Source organism: Pseudomonas nitroreducens NBRC 12694 (genome assembly GCF_002091755.1).
Taxonomy (GTDB): domain Bacteria; phylum Pseudomonadota; class Gammaproteobacteria; order Pseudomonadales; family Pseudomonadaceae; genus Pseudomonas; species Pseudomonas nitroreducens.
On the sequence record NZ_BDAI01000003.1, the window covers coordinates 416440 to 432508 of the forward strand.

13 protein-coding genes and 1 pseudogene are annotated in these 16069 nt (G+C 66.0%); 5 read left to right on the top strand and 9 right to left on the bottom strand.

Annotated features, from left to right (window positions below):
- The first annotated feature begins 176 nt into the window (after positions 1 to 176).
- Positions 177 to 2726, top strand: a complete 2550-nt coding sequence (locus PNI01S_RS11020) for a sulfite reductase flavoprotein subunit alpha (RefSeq protein WP_084358342.1) — start codon at positions 177 to 179, stop codon at positions 2724 to 2726.
- Positions 2727 to 2952: 226 nt separating this feature from the next.
- On the opposite strand, the gene lpxO is transcribed toward PNI01S_RS11020, so the two are convergent.
- Positions 2953 to 3852, bottom strand: a complete 900-nt coding sequence (gene lpxO / locus PNI01S_RS11025) for a lipid A hydroxylase LpxO (protein WP_089285829.1) — start codon at positions 3850 to 3852, stop codon at positions 2953 to 2955.
- 129 nt (positions 3853 to 3981) lie between these two features.
- Between lpxO and PNI01S_RS11030 the strand changes: the two genes are divergently transcribed.
- Genes PNI01S_RS11030 through PNI01S_RS11040 form a run of 3 tightly spaced genes read left to right on the top strand, consistent with a single transcriptional unit; the run spans position 3982 to position 6325 of the window.
- Positions 3982 to 4737, top strand: coding sequence for a 5-oxoprolinase subunit PxpA (locus PNI01S_RS11030; protein WP_084358246.1), 756 nt, complete (start codon positions 3982 to 3984; stop codon positions 4735 to 4737).
- Positions 4734 to 5411, top strand: coding sequence for a 5-oxoprolinase subunit PxpB (pxpB, locus tag PNI01S_RS11035; protein ID WP_084358248.1), 678 nt, complete (start codon positions 4734 to 4736; stop codon positions 5409 to 5411). Before PNI01S_RS11030 ends, pxpB begins: the two co-directional genes overlap by 4 nt.
- Complete coding sequence (locus PNI01S_RS11040; RefSeq protein ID WP_084358250.1) at positions 5408 to 6325, top strand: 5-oxoprolinase subunit C family protein; 918 nt, start codon at positions 5408 to 5410, stop codon at positions 6323 to 6325. The genes pxpB and PNI01S_RS11040 overlap by 4 nt, the downstream gene beginning before the upstream one ends.
- Here the strand turns inward: PNI01S_RS11040 and PNI01S_RS11045 are convergent.
- The gene (locus PNI01S_RS11045) at positions 6318 to 6800 is read right to left on the bottom strand and encodes an Lrp/AsnC family transcriptional regulator (protein WP_065083938.1); all 483 of its coding nucleotides are present in this window, start codon (positions 6798 to 6800) and stop codon (positions 6318 to 6320) included. The genes PNI01S_RS11040 and PNI01S_RS11045 overlap by 8 nt on opposite strands.
- Before the next feature lie 135 nt (positions 6801 to 6935).
- On the opposite strand from PNI01S_RS11045, the gene PNI01S_RS11050 reads away from it, so the two are divergent.
- The gene (locus tag PNI01S_RS11050; protein WP_083195969.1) at positions 6936 to 7562 is read left to right on the top strand and encodes a LysE family translocator; all 627 of its coding nucleotides are present in this window, start codon (positions 6936 to 6938) and stop codon (positions 7560 to 7562) included.
- Positions 7563 to 7679: 117 nt separating this feature from the next.
- Here the strand turns inward: PNI01S_RS11050 and PNI01S_RS11055 are convergent, their stop codons facing one another.
- The 7 genes and pseudogenes from PNI01S_RS11055 to PNI01S_RS11085 all read right to left on the bottom strand — a co-directional run bounded on the left by PNI01S_RS11055 (position 7680) and on the right by PNI01S_RS11085 (position 15989).
- Positions 7680 to 8339, bottom strand: a complete 660-nt coding sequence (locus PNI01S_RS11055) for a hypothetical protein (RefSeq protein ID WP_037013636.1) — start codon at positions 8337 to 8339, stop codon at positions 7680 to 7682.
- 161 nt (positions 8340 to 8500) lie between these two features.
- On the bottom strand, positions 8501 to 9472 hold the full coding sequence (locus PNI01S_RS11060; protein WP_084358251.1) for a peptide ABC transporter ATP-binding protein: 972 nt from the start codon (positions 9470 to 9472) through the stop codon (positions 8501 to 8503).
- Positions 9469 to 10446 (bottom strand): ABC transporter ATP-binding protein, encoded by a 978-nt coding sequence (locus PNI01S_RS11065; protein WP_024765909.1) that lies wholly within the window; start codon positions 10444 to 10446, stop codon positions 9469 to 9471. Before PNI01S_RS11065 ends, PNI01S_RS11060 begins: the two co-directional genes overlap by 4 nt.
- 94 nt (positions 10447 to 10540) lie before the next feature.
- The gene (locus PNI01S_RS11070) at positions 10541 to 11452 is read right to left on the bottom strand and encodes an ABC transporter permease subunit (RefSeq protein WP_054906647.1); all 912 of its coding nucleotides are present in this window, start codon (positions 11450 to 11452) and stop codon (positions 10541 to 10543) included.
- 153 nt (positions 11453 to 11605) lie between these two features.
- Positions 11606 to 12616, bottom strand: coding sequence for an ABC transporter permease subunit (locus PNI01S_RS11075; protein ID WP_065083933.1), 1011 nt, complete (start codon positions 12614 to 12616; stop codon positions 11606 to 11608).
- Between the two features lie 97 nt (positions 12617 to 12713).
- The gene (locus PNI01S_RS11080) at positions 12714 to 14330 is read right to left on the bottom strand and encodes an ABC transporter substrate-binding protein (RefSeq protein WP_024765912.1); all 1617 of its coding nucleotides are present in this window, start codon (positions 14328 to 14330) and stop codon (positions 12714 to 12716) included.
- 52 nt (positions 14331 to 14382) lie between these two features.
- Positions 14383 to 15989: pseudogene (locus PNI01S_RS11085) on the bottom strand (ABC transporter substrate-binding protein).
- Positions 15990 to 16069: the final 80 nt, after the last annotated feature.

Consider the following 16069-nt stretch of genomic DNA (forward strand, 5'->3'; position numbering starts at 1 on the left):
CGTACTCCTGGCGCCCCGCCCCGGCCGATGCTCCTCGGCCGGGGCTTTTCTTTGCGCGGGCCGCCTGCGACGAGGGTAAGGCGAGGGTAAAGATTGTTAAATCGGCTGCGTTTGCGAGCCATTCTCATTAAAATGCCCGCCCTGCGTGATGGGTGTCCGAAGGTGAAGCCGCGGTGTTGAAGAAAGTCCTTTTCCAGTTGCATTGGCTGTTCGGTATCAGCGCAGGACTTGTGCTGGCGCTGATGGGTATCACCGGGGCGATGCTGTCGTTCCAGGATGAGATCCTGCGGGCCATCAACCCCGACAGCCTGGTGGTGGAAAAGCGCGCCGAAGCCGTGCTGCCGATGGACGAACTGATCCGCCGGGTGGAGAGCGCCGAGCCAGGCAAGAAGGTCGCCTTCTTCTGGCTCAAGACCAAGGGCGTGGAGTCCGCGCGCATCTTCTTCACTCCGCCACCGGGCCAGCGCCGTGGCGAATCCCTGTATGTCGACCCCTACACCGCGCAAGCCCTGCCCGCGCCAGTGGGCGAGGGCGCCTTCATGTTCATCATGCAGCTGCATCGCTTCCTCGCCGCCGGTGAAGTCGGTCAGCGGATCACGGCCGCCTGCACCCTGATCCTGATCTTCTTCTGCCTCTCCGGCCTGTACCTGCGCTGGCCGCGCAAGGCGCTGAACTGGCGCACCTGGCTGACCTTCGACTGGCGCAAGAAAGGCCGCGCCTTCAACTGGGACCTGCACGCCGTGGCCGGTACCTGGTGCCTGGCGTTCTACCTCCTGGCCTCGCTGACCGGCCTGTACTGGTCCTACGAGTGGTACCGCAACGGCCTGTTCAAGCTGCTCGACGACGCCCCCGCCGGCCAGGCCAAGGGCGGCCAGCGGGGCGGCGGCAAGCGCGGCCCGGCGCCCGAGGGCCTGCCGCCGGTAGTCGATGCCACCGCCATCTGGAACACCATCCAGCAGACCGGCGGCTCCGCCATGACCGCCTACAACCTGCGCCTGCCGCCGGTGAAGGGCCAGCCGGCCACCGTGTTCTACCTTCTCGATGACGCTGCCCACGAGCGCGCCTTCAACGAGATGACCATCGACCCGGCCAGCGGCAAGCTGCTCAAGGACCGCCGCTACAACGACAGCAGCGCCGGCAAGCAACTGCTCACCAGCGTCTACGCCCTGCATGTGGGCAGCTACTTCGGCCTCACCGGGCGCATCCTGATGATGCTCGCCAGCCTGGCCATGCCGCTGTTCTTCATCACCGGCTGGCTGCTCTACCTTGATCGCCGCCGCAAGAAGCGCGCAGCGCTGGCCGCCCGCGGCGAGCTGGGCACTACGGCTGGTGGTGCCGACTCCTGGTTGATCGGCTACGCCAGCCAGAGCGGCTTCGCCGAACAACTGGCCTGGCAGAGCGCCGGCCAGTTGCAGGCTGCTGGCCTGCCGGTACGCGTCGAGTCTCTGGGCAAGCTGGACCGTGCGCAGCTGGAGCAGACCCGTAATGCGCTGTTCGTGGTCAGCACTTTCGGCGAAGGCGAGGCGCCGGACAGTGCCCGTGGTTTCGAACGCCAGGTGCTCGGCCAATCCCTCGGCCTCAACGACCTGCGCTTCGCCGTACTCGCCTTGGGCGACCGCCAGTATGAGCACTTCTGCGGCTTCGCCCGGCGCATGCAGAGCTGGCTGCAAGGGCAGGGCGCGCGCCCGCTGTTCGACGGCGTGGAGGTGGACAACGGCGATGCCACCGCGCTGCACGACTGGCAGGTACGCCTCGCTGAACTCTCCGGCACCGCACCGCAAGTGGCCTTCACCGCGCCGGCCTTCGAAGTCTGGACGCTGAGTGGCCGTGAACACCTGAACCCCGGCAGCCAGGGCGAATCCACCTGGCTGCTGCGCCTCGGGGCGCCGAGCGACTCCCAGATCGACTGGGCCGCCGGCGACCTGGTGGAAATCGTTCCCCGCCAACCGGAATTCCTCGTCAGCCGTTGGCTCGAACGCCTTGGCCTCGACGGCGCGGCCAAGGTGCAGGTCGACGGCCTGGCCATGCCGCTCAAGGACGCCCTGGCCGGCTGTCTGTTGCCGGCGAACCTGGAGCATCTGGTCGGCCAGCACGGCCAGGCGGTGGTTGATGCGCTGATCAAGCTCTCGGTGCGCCAGTACTCCATCGCCTCATTGCGCAGCGAAGGCGCGATGGAGCTGATCGTGCGCCAGGAGCAGCACGCGGACGGTTCGTTGGGTATCTGCTCCGGCTGGCTGACCCAGTATCTGCCCGAAGGCGGCAGCCTGCTGCTGCGCCTGCGGCGCAACCGCAGCTTCCATCTCACCGAGGACGATCGCCCGCTGATCCTCATCGGTAACGGCACCGGTATCGCTGGCCTGCGTGCTCTGCTGCAAGCGAGCGTTGCCGAAGGCCGTTCGCGCAACTGGCTGCTGTTCGGCGAGCGCAATATCGCCCACGACTTCTACTGCCGCGACGAGCTCGAAGGCATGCTGGCGCGCGGCGAACTGCAACGCCTGGATGTCGCTTTCTCCCGCGACCAGGCCGAGAAGGTCTACGTACAGGATCGCCTGCGCGCCAGCGCCGAAACACTCGCCCAGTGGCTGGAAGAGGGGGCGGTGATCTACGTTTGCGGCAGCCTGCAAGGCATGGCCGAAGGCGTCGACCGTGCCTTGCGCGAGATGCTCGGTGATACCGAGGTCGAGGGGTTGCTGGAGCGTGGGCGCTATCGGCGCGACGTGTATTGATGGGGTGTTGGGTCTAGCCAATCGCGGACGGAGTCCGCTCCCACGCTCAGCGTGACTGGCTTTTCGTAGGACGGATAACGCGCCAGCGCTATCCGCCGATGGGCCGTCAGCGGATAACCTGTTCCAGGTTATCCGCCCTACGCAGGGCTCCTCAAATGACGCAAACAAAAAGGCCCCCGCGAATGCGGAGGCCTTTTTTGATAGCGGAGCGCTTAAATCCAGTCGCTCAGATCCACAGGAACAGCGCCAGTACCGCCGCGAAGAAGCCCCACTTCTGCAGGTAGTACAGCTTGCGGTTGCGCTTCTTCAGGGCCTTGCCCTGCAGGCGGATCTTGTACAGCGAGGCGAACGCGCGGTTGATGCCGCCGGTCTTGTCGCCCGCATCGTTGGGCGAGGCTGCCGCGGCCATCACGTTGCGGCTGAACCAGCGGTTGAAGGCCGTCACCCAGCCGTACTTCAGCGGGCGCTCGATGTCGCAGAAGAGGATCACCCGGTCATGCTCCGTAGTGTTCTCGGCGTAGTGGATGTAGGTCTCGTCGAACACCACCGCCTCGCCGTCACGCCAGTGGTAGCGCTCACCGTCCACCTCGATGAAGCAGCCCGGGTCGTTCGGCGTCAGCAGGCCCAGGTGGTAGCGCAGCGAGCCGGCGTACGGGTCGCGGTGGCGCACCAGGCGCGAGCCCGGCGGCAGTTCGGCGAACATTGCGGCCTTCACCGACGGAATCTGCCGCAGCAGTTCGGTGGTCTTCGGGCACAGCGCATCGGCCGACGGATGGCTGTCGTCGTACCATTTCAGGTAGAAGCGCTTCCAGCCGGTCTTGAAGAAGGAATTGAAGCCGACGTCGTTGAGCTGGTCGGAGCGCTTGATGCTGCCGGCATCGCGCAGGTGCAGCGCTTCGCTGCGGATGGCTTCCCAGTTCTCGGTCAGCAGGCGCATTTCCGGGAACTGCTCGGTCGCCAGGTATGGGCGGCTGGGTACCTTGGAGAACAGGTACATCAGGCAGTTGATCGGCGCCAGGAAGCTGGAGTGGTCGCTCAGCTGGCGCGTGAACTTGTGGCGCACCCGTCCACGCAGGTGGACATAAACGATGCTCAGGCCGAAGGCGGCCAGGATGGCGGCTTTGATCATTCGGGGAGGTATCCGCTACTACAGACCGGGGATAGTACTCCTCCTGAACGTGACTGAGTATTCTCCGAAGGCCAAAGGCCATTGTCTGCTTTACCCTGTAGGAAACTTGGAAGGACGGCGACACCAATGACCGAGAGCACGACGCGAATCCTGCTCAACTGCGACATGGGCGAAAGCTTCGGCGCCTGGCGCATGGGCGACGACACCCACGCCATGCCGCTGATCGACCAGGCCAACCTCGCTTGTGGCTACCACGCGGGCGACCCACTGACCATGCAGCACACCGTGCGCCTGGCGGTGGAGCAGGGCGTCTGCATCGGTGCCCACCCGGCCTACCCGGACCTCGCCGGCTTCGGTCGCCGGCACATGAACTGCTCGCCCGAGGAAGTCCACGCCCTGGTGCTCTACCAGATCGGCGCGCTGGATGCCTTCTGCCGCGCCGCCGGCACCCAGGTGGCCTACGTGAAGCCCCACGGTGCGCTGTACAACGACCTGGTGCGCGACGACGCGCTGCTCTGCGCCGTGCTCGACGCCTGCGCCGCCTATCGCAAGCGCCTGCCGCTGATGGTGCTGGCCCTGGCCGACAACAGTCGCGAGCTGCAACTGGCCGACGTGGCAGATGTACCGCTGATGTTCGAAGCCTTCGCCGACCGCGCCTACCTGCCCGACGGCCAGCTCGCGCCGCGGCGCCTGGCCAATGCCGTACATCACGAGCCGCAACGCATTCTCGACCAGGCCCTGGCCATCGCCCGCGGCGAACCTTTCCCGGATATCGACGGCAACCCGCTGCGGCTGCGCGCCGACAGCCTCTGCGTGCACGGTGACAACCCCGAATCCCTGGCGGTGCTGCGGCGCCTGCGTGGCCTGCTGGACCAGGCATGATCCGTCTCGAGCCTTTCGGCGCCACGGCGCTGCTGATCACCCTGGCCGAACAGCCCGACGACACCTTGCCGCTGCGCATCGCTCGGCTGTCCGAACGCCTGCGCACCGAACTGGGCCCGGCGCTGACCGATTGCGTGGCGGGCTGGACGACCCTGCTCCTTCACTACGACCTGCTGCGCGTGGACTTGCCGCAGTTGCAGCGCCAGGTGCAGGCCGCGCTGGCGCAGTGGCCAGGCGAGGCCGCGACCGGTGAAGTGGAGCGGCTGCATGAAATTGCCGTGTGGTACGCCGGTGAAGACCTCGCCGAGGTTGCCCTTCACTGCGGGCTCACGCGGACCCAGGTGATCGACCTGCACGCTGGTCGCGACTACCGCGTCGGCGCCATCGGCTTTGCCCCCGGCTTCGCCTACCTGGGCGAGTTGGACGAACGTCTCGTCCTGCCGCGCCGGGCCACGCCGCGCACACGGGTTCCCGCCGGCAGCCTCGCCATTGCCGAGCGCCAGACAGCGGTTTATCCACAGGCCTCACCCGGTGGCTGGCACCTGCTGGGACGCACCGCGCAGCGCCTGTTCGATCCCTGCGCGACGCCTCCCTGCCCGCTGGCCGTGGGGGATCGGGTGCGCTTCGTGCCCATCGACGAAGCTGCTTTTCGCGCTGCGGGCGGTGACGCATGAGCCTCACGGTCATCGCCTGCGGCCCGCTGTGCCTGCTGCAGGATGGTGGTCGCCAGGGTTGGCAGCAGCTCGGCATCTCTCCCGGCGGCCCTGTGGATAAACACGCCGCGGCCTGGGCCAATCACCTGCTCGGCAACCCCTACGGCACGGCATTGTTGGAGATCGCGCTGGGCGGCGTGGAGCTGGAGGCGCAGGACGATACCTGGCTGGCGCTGACCGGCGCCGAGCTGCCTGCCCGGCTCGATGGCGCACCGCTTCCCGCTTGGTCGCGTTTTCATGTTCGGGCCGGGCAGCGCCTCAAGCTCGGTTTCGCCCGTGCCGGACAGCGCGCCTATCTCTCTGCTGCCGGTGGTTTCCGTGCGGCACCGGTACTGGGTAGCGTTTCGACCCAGACGCGGGAAAGGCTCGGAGGTCTTGCCGGCAATGGCGAGACCCTGGCCGTGGGGGATGTGCTGGAATGCACCGCTGCGGGCGAGCATTTCTCCCGTGGCGCCGACGTGCCCTGGCTCTATCGGCCGGACTACCGCGAATGCCCGGTCCTGCGCGTTTTGCCTGGCCCGGATGCCTTCACCACCGAACAGCGCCGGGCTTTCTTCACTCAGCCCTGGCAGATCAGCCCGCAATCCGACCGCATGGGCGTGCGCCTGCGCGGCGAAGCCCTGGGCGCGCCCCGCCGGCAGTGGTCGTTGGGAATAGTGGAGGGTGCCATCCAGGTGCCGCCGGACGGCCAGCCAATCATCCTGCTGGCCGACCGGCAGACCATGGGTGGCTACCCGCTGCTGGGCGTGCTGCACCCGCTGGACATCGGCCGCCTGGCGCAATGCCCGGCGCACAGCGAGGTGCGCTTTGTCGAGGCGAGCGTGGAACAGGCGCAGGCGGACCTGCGCGCGTTCCTGAGGTTTTTCGCTACTTAGGCAAGTGCCGTAACGGCAGGGGCGCCGACTCTTTCACCGTCTGGATGGCGAAGTTGCTGCGGATGTCGCTGACGCCCGGCAGCTTGAGCAGGGTGCCGGTGAGGAATTGCTCGTAGGCGCGCAGGTCCGGCAGAACCACCTGCAGGAGGAAGTCCGACTCGCCGCTGACCAGATGCACCGAGATGACCTCCGGCAAGTCGATCACCGCCTGGCGAAAGGCGGCAGCGCTGGTATCGCTGTGGCGCTCGACCTTCACGCCGACAAACACCGTCAAGCCCAGGCCGACTTCGTCGCGGCCCAGTTCGGCGTGGTAACCGCGGATCATCCCGGCCTCTTCGAGGATGCGCACGCGCCTCAGGCAGGGCGAAGGGGAGAGCCCGATTTCCTCGGCAAGCTGCACGTTGGTCAGGCGGCCGTCGCGCTGCAGGGCGGCGAGGATGCGGTGGTCGTAGGTGTCCAGTTTTGGGCTTGGCATGATTGGCTGATCAAGTGGCTTCAGATTGGCAGAGTATGCCAATTGTCAGCTTTGTGCTGGTGGAATACGCAAGCACCTGCTCCAAGCTTCAGGCATAGAATCCTTATCCACAATGTCTTCTTCGGAGTGGCTCCTGTGGATATCGGCGTCTTCCTGCTGGCCCTGGCGATGGTCTACCTGCTGCCCGGGCCGGACATGATTCTCCTGCTGCACACCGGTGCCCGCGAGGGCTGCCGCGCGGCATTGGCGACCGCGCTCGGCCTGGGCCTGGCGCGTGCCTGCCATGTGGCGCTGGCGGCGACCGGGCTGGCACTGCTGTTCCGTTCGGCGCCGTGGACGTTCGATGCGGTGCGCATCGGCGGTGGCCTTTATCTGGCGTGGATTGGCTTGCAGTTGCTCCGAGCGCCGGTTGGCGTGCCGCTGGCGGAGGGGAGCGCCGGGTTATCCACAGTGAGCTACCGGCGGGCGTTTCGGCGTGGCCTGCTGACCAATCTGCTCAACCCCAAGGCGCTGTTGTTCTGTTCGGTGCTGTTGCCGCAGTTCATTCATCCGCAGAACGGGCCGCTGGCACTGCAATTCGCGCTGCTGGGTGGTGTGCTGGTGGTGGTCGGGCTGGGCTTTGATAGCTTCTACGCCGTCAGCGGCGAGCGCATGGGCCGCTGGCTGGCGCGGCACAGGGCGATGCAGCGGGTGCAGCAGTGGGGCTTCGGCGGCATTCTGCTGGGCTTCGGCGTGCGCCTGGCGCTGATCCGTGATCTGTAGGGACAGTTTCGGTGCGGTGGTGAGCAAGTTGCAGAACAGCGCAAACGGCTCTTCGTGAGAGCGGGCGTGCTCGCGAACTGACTCCGCCGCTCGGCCTGTTCGCGAGCAAGCTCGCTCCTACAGGTCTTCTGGGAGGATTTTCCACAGCCGTGCCACGGACGGCTTCTGCGGATTGCGCGCGACCACCAGCAGGCCGAGTTCCTTGCCGCGCAACTCGCGCAGCAGCTGCGCGCCCTTGCGCTGTTGCAGGCTCTCGGCGAGATGCCCGAGGGCGATCGCCGCCGCGGCTGGGTGCGTGGCGACCGGCACGTAGCTGCCGCCGTCCATGTCCAGCACCACATGCTTTTCTCCGGGTTCCGGAGTGGGGATATGCAGGCTGGCCTTGAGCAGTTGTGCCATGGCTTCGTCGCGTTGGGCAGCCGTCAGCTGTCCCGGTGGCAGTGCCCGTTCCAGGGGAAAGAACTCGTCCCGGGGCTCGACTGTCGGTTTGACCTCGGCGGACGGCTGGGCAGGAGCCGTGGCACGAACCGACGCGGGCGGCGGCTTTGGCGCTGGCGAGGGCGGTGCGCTGAAGTCCAGTTCATCCTGGTCGAGCCCACTCCAGTCGATCTCGTCGAGATCGACGTCCCCCGGCGCCTTTTTCTTCGTCGTCGACGATTTCTTCCGTGATTTCACTGCCGCGCGCACGTCCATCCGCTGTTGCCGCTTCCACTTGTGCAACTGCACATTGGCGACGATGGCGGTGACAAAGATCAGCAGGAGGAAGAACAGCAGCATGTGGAGTGTGGCCCTGTGGATAACGGCCACTGCGGTGCGGGACAGTGGCGGGACGCCACCCTAGCGGGACGTTCTGGATCAGGCCGTAGGCCTGTTCCCGCTACGCTGTAGGACGCAGCTGTATCCGAAAGAGGGCCGGCCTATGACCGGCCCGTTTCGCATCAGTTCAGGAACTGCTCGGCGTGATGACAGGCGACTTGTCGCTCATCCAGCAGCCGCAGCTCCGGTACCTCGGTCCTGCAGCGCTCGGTCGCGTAGGGGCAGCGCTTGTGGAAGGCGCAGCCGCTGGGCGGGTTGAGAGGGTTGGGGAGCTCGCCCTGGATCTTGATCTTCGGCTTGCTCGGGTCGGGGTGGATCGCCGGGGTGGCCGAGAGCAGCGCCTGGGTGTAGGGATGCAGCGGGCGCTCGTAGAGCTTGTCCGCCGGGCCCATTTCCGCCGGGCGGCCGAGGTACATCACCAGCACATCGTCAGCGACATGGCGGACCACGGCGAGGTTGTGGGAGATGAACACGTAGGCGGTGCCGAACTCCTGCTGCAGGTCCATGAACAGGTTGAGCACCTGGGCCTGGATCGACACATCCAGCGCGGAGGTCGGTTCGTCCGCCACCAGCACCTTGGGCCGCAGCATCATCGCGCGGGCCAGGGCTATGCGCTGGCGCTGGCCGCCGGAGAACATGTGCGGGTAGCGCTGGTAGTGCTCGGGGCGCAGGCCGACCTGCTTCATCATCGCCTGCACGCGCTCGCGGCGTTCGCTGCGGGAGAGGCTGGTGTTGATCACCAGCGGTTCGGCCAACTGGTCACCGATCTTCTGCCGCGGGTTGAGCGAGGCGTAGGGGTTCTGGAAGACCATCTGCACGTCGCGGCGCAACTGTTTGCGCTGCTCGTGGTTGGCGCCTTTCACTTCCTGGCCGGCGATCTGCAGCGAGCCGGAGGTGGGTTCTTCGATCAGGGTCAGCGCGCGGGCGAGCGTGGACTTGCCGCAGCCGGATTCGCCGACCACGGCCAGGGTCTTGCCGGCCAGCAGGTCGAAGGACACGCCGTTGAGCGCGCGGACCAGGGCGTGGGGCTTGAACAGGCCCTGGGAGATTTCGTAGTGACGGGTCAGGTCGCGGGCGGTCAGAACGGCGTTCATCGGGCCACCTCGGTGTTCAGGTTGAGCGGGTAGAAGCAGCGCACAGCGCCGCGCTCATGGGCTTCCAGCGCCGGGCGTACGCTGCGGCAGTTGTCCTGCACGTAGGGACAGCGTGGCGACAGCAGGCAGCCCTGAGGGCGATCGTATTTGCCGGGAACGATGCCGGGCAGGGTAGCCAGGCGCTCTTCACCGGCACTGTGTTCCGGGATCGCCTTGAGCAGCGCTTCGGTATAGGGATGGGTCGGCAGGTCGAACAATGCCGGCACCTGGCCGATCTCCACCGCCTGGCCCGCGTACATCACGCAGACGCGCTGGGCGGTCTCGGCGACCACGGCGAGGTCGTGGGTGATCAGGATCAGCGCCATGCCCTGGTCGCGCTGCAAGTTCAGCAGCAGCTCCATGATCTGCGCCTGGATGGTCACGTCCAGCGCGGTGGTCGGCTCGTCGGCGATCAGCAGCTTGGGCTCGCCGGCAATCGCCATGGCGATCGCGACGCGCTGGCTCATGCCGCCGGACAACTGGTGCGGGTAGGCGTCCAGGCGTTGGGCGGCGCCGGGGATTTCCACCCGTTCGAGCAGCTCCAGGGCGCGCTGGCGAAGGGCCTTGCCGCGCAGGCCGAGGTGCAGTTTGAGCACTTCCTCGATCTGGTAGCCGACGGTGAAGCTGGGGTTGAGGGCTGTCATCGGGTCCTGGAAGACCATGGCGATGTCCTTGCCGACGATGCGCCGACGCTCGCGGCCTTTCAGACGCAGCATGTCGATGCCGTCGAACTGCATGGTGTCGGCGGTGATGATGCCGGGGGCGTCGATCAGGCCCATCAGGGCCATCATGGTCACCGACTTGCCGGAGCCGGATTCGCCGACGATGGCCAGGACTTCACCCTTGTCCACCGAGAGGTCGAGGCCATCCACTACCGGGATGGCATTGCGGTCGCCGAAGCGCACCGAAAGATTGCGCAGGTCGAGGAGGCTCATACGGCGGTCTCCATCAGGCTTTTGTTCTTCTTGTGGGAACGAGAGGGACGCTTCAGTCCTACGAAGAGCACGGGGGTATCCATCTGCATGCTCCTCACGCCGCATTCTTCAGCTTCGGGTCCAGCGCATCGCGCAGGCCGTCGCCCATCAGGTTGATCGCCAGCACGCTGAGCAGGATGGTCAGGCCGGGCAGCGAGACGACCCACCAGGCGCGCTCGATATAGTCGCGCGCGGAGGCCAGCATGGTGCCCCACTCGGGCGTCGGCGGTTGCACGCCCAGGCCGAGGAAGCCCAATGCGGCGGCGTCGAGGATCGCCGAGGAGAAGCTCAGGGTGGCCTGCACGATCAGCGGCGCCATGCAGTTGGGCAGCACGGTGACGAACATCAGGCGCAGGGTGCCGGCACCCGCCAGGCGCGAGGCGGTGACGTAGTCGCGGTTCAGTTCGCCCATGACCGCGGCGCGGGTCAGGCGCACGTAGGCCGGCAGCGAGACGATGGCGATGGCGATCACGGTATTGATCAGGCCCGGGCCGAGGATGGCGACGATGGCCACCGCCAGCAGCAGCGAGGGCAGCGCCAGCATGATGTCCATCAGGCGCATGATCACCGGGCCAAGGCGGGTCGGCGAGAAGCCGGCGAGCAGGCCGAGGAAGATGCCGGGGATCATCGAGATCAACACCGAAGTCAGGCCGATCATCAGCGACAGCCGCGCGCCGTGCATCAGGCGCGAGAGCAGGTCGCGGCCCAACTCGTCGGTGCCCAGCAGGAACTGCGCGTTGCCACCTTCGAGCCAGAGCGGCGGGGTGAGCAGGAAGTCGCGGAACTGCTCGCTCGGATCATGGGGCGCGACCCAGGGCGCGAACAGCGCGCAGAACACGATGACCAGCATGAACAGCAGGCCGCCGACCGCGCCCTTGTTGCGCGAAAAGGCGTGCCAGAATTCTTTCAGCGGGGAGGGGTAGACCAGGCTCGGGTCGCTGGCGGGAGTAAGAGAATCTGTATTCATTGCAAGCTCCGTAGAAGCTGCTCAGGGCCTCGCGAGCTGGAGCGAGACGAGGAAGAGTCCGCCGAGAAAGCGCAGTTTGCATGAAGCAAATGAGCATTTATCGGTGGAGTCTGACGCTGTATCGCCGACGCGCAGCAGGCCATGGGCAGTTTCTCAGCGTTGGTGGCGGATGCGTGGGTTGGCGAGGCCGTAGAGGATGTCCACGATGAAGTTCACCAGGATCACCAGGGTCGCCACCAGCAGGATGCCGTTCTGCACCACCGGGTAGTCGCGGCGGCCGATGGCGTCGATCAGCCATTTGCCGATGCCGGGCCAGGAGAAGATGGTTTCGGTCAGGACCGCGCCGGCCAGCAGCGTGCCGACCTGCAGGCCGAACACGGTGAGCACCGGGATCATGGCGTTGCGCAGGGCGTGCACGAACACCACGCGCGCTGGCGACAGACCCTTGGCGCGGGCGGTGCGCACGTAGTCCTCGCGCAGCACTTCGAGCATCGAGGAGCGGGTCATCCGGGCGATCACCGCCAGCGGGATGGTGCCCAGCACGATGGCCGGCAGGATCAGGTGGCGCACGGCATCGATAAAGGCGCCGTCTTCATCCGAGAGCAGGGTGTCGATGAGCATGAAGCCGGTTTTCGGCTCGATGTCGTAGAGCAGGTCGAGGCGCCCGGACACCGGCGTCCAGCCCAGGCTCACGGAGAACAGCATGATGAGGATCAGGCCCCACCAGAAGATCGGCATCGAGTAGCCGGCCAGGGAGATGGTCATCACCCCGTGGTCGAACAGCGAGCCGCGCTTGAGCGCCGCGATCACCCCGGCGAGCAGGCCGAAGACGCCGGCGAACAGCAGGGCCGCCAGCGACAGTTCGAGGGTGGCGGGGAACAGGGTGAGGAATTCGTGCCAGACGCTGTCGCGGGTGGTCAGCGATTCGCCGAGGTTGCCCTGGGCGAGGTTGCCGATGTAGTCGAGGTACTGCTGGTAAAGCGGCTTGTCGAGGCCCAGGCGGTGCATGGCCTCGGCGTGCATCTGCGGGTCGACGCGGCGTTCACCCATCATCACTTCCACGGGGTCGCCCGGAATCAGGCGGATCAGCGCAAAGGTGAGCAGGGTGACGCCGAAGAAGGTCGGTATCAGTAACCCGAAGCGCCGGGCAATGAAGGACAGCATTGTGGGGAGTTCTCCACATGGGATGGTCACGGTTGGGCCGCGTCATGGGCGGTCCGTTCTTGTCGACATCGACCCTTTTGAGGTCTGGTCCTTGTCGTTATGGTCCCGGCGAGCCCTGTAGCTGCACACGGGAAAAATTGTTCGAACCCAGCGGGCTCAGGGTAAAGCCTGTTACGCCAGGCCGCACCACGGCGAACTGCTTCGGGTAGGCCAGGGCGATCCACGGCGCCTCGCGCTGGTAGACCGCCAGCGCCTGGCGGTAGAGGTCCGCGCGGGTTTCCTGGTCGGTAATGGCGCGGGCCTTGCGCAGTAGTTCGTCGAACTCCGCATTGCACCAGCCGGCCTGGTTCTCGCCGCTTTTCGCCGCCGCACAGGACAGGTTCGGCGTGAGGAAGTTGTCCGGGTCGCCATTGTCGCCGGCCCAGCCCATGAAGATCAGGTCGTGCTCGCCCTGCTTGGCGCGCTTGATCAGCTCGCCCCATTCGAAGACGCGGATGTCCGCCTGGATGCCGATCCTGCCCAGGTCGTCCTGCAGCATCTGCGCGCCGATGCCGGGGTTGGGGTTGGTCGGGCCGCCGCCGGGGCGGGTCCAGATCGACAGTTTCAGGCCGGGCTTGATGCCGGCTTCTTCCAGCAGTTGCCTGGCGCGCGCCGGGTCGTGGGGCCAGACCTTGAGCTGCGGATCGGAACCCCACAGTGTCGGCGGATAGGGCGCCACAGCCAGCGTTGCGGCACCTTCGCCGAACTGTGCGCGCAGGTAGGCATCGCGGTCGAAGGCGAGATTGATCGCCTGGCGCACGCGCACATCGTCCAGCGGCTTGTGCCGGGTATTGATGCCGACGTAGGCGACCAGCAGGGAGTCCAGTTCCTCGACCTTGAGTTTCGGGTCCTGGCGCAGCGCGGGCACGTCGGTGGGCTTGGGGTAGACAGCTATCTGGCAGTCGCCGGCCTTGACCTTCTGGATGCGTACGTTCGGGTCGGGAGTGATCGCCAGCAGCAGGCGGTCGATCTTCGGCTTGCCGCCCCAGTAATCAGGGTTGGCGGTGAAGCGCACCTGAGCGTCCTTCTGGTAGCGCTGGAAGATGAAGGGGCCGGTGCCGATGGGCAGGTTGTTCAGCTGGTCGGCCTTCTCGGCAGCCAGCAGCAGGTCACCGTACTCGGCGGAATAAATGGAGGCGAAACCCATCGCGAGGTCGGCGAGGAAGGGCGCCTCGGGATGCCTGAGGGTAAAGCGCACGTGGTAGTCGTCGAGCTTTTCCACCGCGCCGATCAGGCCGGGCAGGCCCATTGCCTCGGCATAGGGAAAGCCGCGCGGGGCCAGCCTGTTCCATGGGTGCTTCGGGTCGAGCTGGCGCTGGAAGCTCCAGAGCACATCGTCGGCGTTGAACCCGCGAGTCGGCGTGAAGTAGTCGGTGCTGTGGAATTTCACGCCCTGGCGCAGGGCGAAGGTGTACTGCAGTCCGTCGTCGCTTATCTCCCAGCTCTCTGCCAACGCAGGTACCACGCGGGTACTGCCGGGGGCGAACTGCACCAGGCGCTCGAAGACCGTCTCGGCGGAAGCATCGGCGGTGGTCGCGGCGGTGTACTGGGTGATGTCGAAGCCCTCGGGACTGGCCTCGGTGCAGACCACCAGGGGCTGGGCGAATGCCGAGGTGCAGCCGAGCAGGCTCGCCAGGATCATCCCGGAGAGCCGTTTGCGGAAATGGCTGGGCATGGGGCTGGCGGTCGGGGCTTTGGCCGCCGGCGGTTGCCGGCGGCCATTGGCCTTACTTGCCGACGCCGACGCCGTAGAACGAGTTCAGCGCGAACGGGCTGATCTTGAAGTCCTGCACCGTCTTGCGCATCGGCTGGTACACGGTGGAGTGGGCGATCGGGGTGATCGGCACCTGCTCCTTGAGAATGTGCTGGGCCTGCTTGTACAGCTCGGTGCGCTTGGCCTGGTCCGGGGTGCGCTTGGCATCCTTGATCAGCTTGTCGTAGGCCGGGTCGCACCATTTGGAGAAGTTGTTGCCGTCCACGGCATCGCAGCCGTAGAGGGTGCCCAGCCAGTTGTCCGGGTCACCGTTGTCGCCGCTCCAGCCGATCAGCATGGCGTCGTGCTCGCCGCCCTTGGCGCGCTTGATGTACTCGCCCCACTCGTAGGTGACGATCTTCGCCTTGATGCCGACCTTGGCCCAGTCGGACTGCAGCATCTCGGCCATCAGCTTGGCGTTGGGGTTGTATGGGCGCTGCACCGGCATGGCCCACAGGGTGATCTCGGTGCCTTCGGCGACGCCGGCCTTCTTCAGCAGCTCCTTGGCCTTCTCCGGGTTGTAGCCGGCGTCCTTGATGCTGTCGTCGTAGGACCACTGGGTCGGCGGCATGCCGTTCACGGCGAGCTGGCCAGCGCCCTGGTAGACGGCGTCGATGATCGCCTTCTTGTTCACCGCCATGTCCAGCGCCTCGCGCACTTCGAGCTTGTCGAACGGCTTGTGCAGGACGTTGTAGGCGATGTAGCCGAGGTTGAAGCCCGGCTGAGACGGCATGTTCAGGTTCGGGTCCTTCTTCAGCGCCTCCAGGTCGGCCGGGCGCGGGAAGAGGGTGATCTGGCACTCGTTGGCCTTGAGCTTCTGCATGCCATGCGCACCGAGGCGTCGGTGTTGATGGCGAAGATCAGGTTGTCGATCTTCACCTCACCCTTGTTCCAGTAGTCCGGGTTGGCCTTGAAGCGGATCATCGCGTCCTTCTGGTAGCGATTGAACACGAACGGGCCGGTGCCGATGGGCTTCTGGTTGATGTCGCTGGCCTTGCCCTGCTTGAGCAACTGGTCGGCGTATTCGGCGGACTGGATCGAGGCGAAGCTCATGGCGAGGTTCTGGATGAACGCCGCGTCAACTTCGTTGAGGGTGAACTTGACGGTCTTGTCGTCGACCTTCTCCACCTTGGCGATGTTCGCGTCCATGCCCATGTCGGTGAAGTAGGGGAATTCGGTCTGGTACGCCTTACGGAACGGATGGTTCTTGTCGAGCATGCGGTTGAAGGTGAACAGCACGTCGTTGGCGTTGAACTCGCGGGTCGGCTTGAAGTAGTCGGTGGTGTGGAACTTCACGCCGGAGCGCAGGTGGAAAGTGTAGGTCTTGCCGTCATCGGATACGTCCCACTTTTCTGCCAGGCCCGGGATGACCTGGGTGCCGCCGCGCTCGAACTGGGTGAGGCGGTTGAACACGGTTTCCGCCGAGGCATCGAAGTCGGTGCCGGTGGTGTACTGGCCGGGGTCGAAGCCCGCGGGGCTGCCTTCGGAGCAGTAGACCAGGTTGTTGGCGGCGTGGGCGAGCGGAGCGCTGGCGATCAGCCCAGCGGCAATCATGGCGCGGATGACGGCGTTCTTACGCATTGGGACCTCTGTTTATTCTGGTTGTCATCGAGGGGCAGCCTCGTGAGCTGCGTTGCGTGAAGCTACGCACGGCACATGCC

Coding starts and splice junctions, on each gene's coding strand:
- PNI01S_RS11080 (WP_024765912.1), bottom strand. CDS start 14,330: ATGCCCAGCCATTTCCGCAAACGGCTCTCCGGGATGATCCTGGCGAGC.
- PNI01S_RS11065 (WP_024765909.1), bottom strand. CDS start 10,446: ATGAGCCTCCTCGACCTGCGCAATCTTTCGGTGCGCTTCGGCGACCGC.
- PNI01S_RS11070 (WP_054906647.1), bottom strand. CDS start 11,452: ATGAATACAGATTCTCTTACTCCCGCCAGCGACCCGAGCCTGGTCTAC.
- pxpB (WP_084358248.1), top strand. CDS start 4,734: ATGATCCGTCTCGAGCCTTTCGGCGCCACGGCGCTGCTGATCACCCTG.
- PNI01S_RS11030 (WP_084358246.1), top strand. CDS start 3,982: ATGACCGAGAGCACGACGCGAATCCTGCTCAACTGCGACATGGGCGAA.
- PNI01S_RS11075 (WP_065083933.1), bottom strand. CDS start 12,616: ATGCTGTCCTTCATTGCCCGGCGCTTCGGGTTACTGATACCGACCTTC.
- PNI01S_RS11060 (WP_084358251.1), bottom strand. CDS start 9,472: ATGAACGCCGTTCTGACCGCCCGCGACCTGACCCGTCACTACGAAATC.
- PNI01S_RS11045 (WP_065083938.1), bottom strand. CDS start 6,800: ATGCCAAGCCCAAAACTGGACACCTACGACCACCGCATCCTCGCCGCC.
- PNI01S_RS11040 (WP_084358250.1), top strand. CDS start 5,408: ATGAGCCTCACGGTCATCGCCTGCGGCCCGCTGTGCCTGCTGCAGGAT.
- PNI01S_RS11055 (WP_037013636.1), bottom strand. CDS start 8,339: ATGCTGCTGTTCTTCCTCCTGCTGATCTTTGTCACCGCCATCGTCGCC.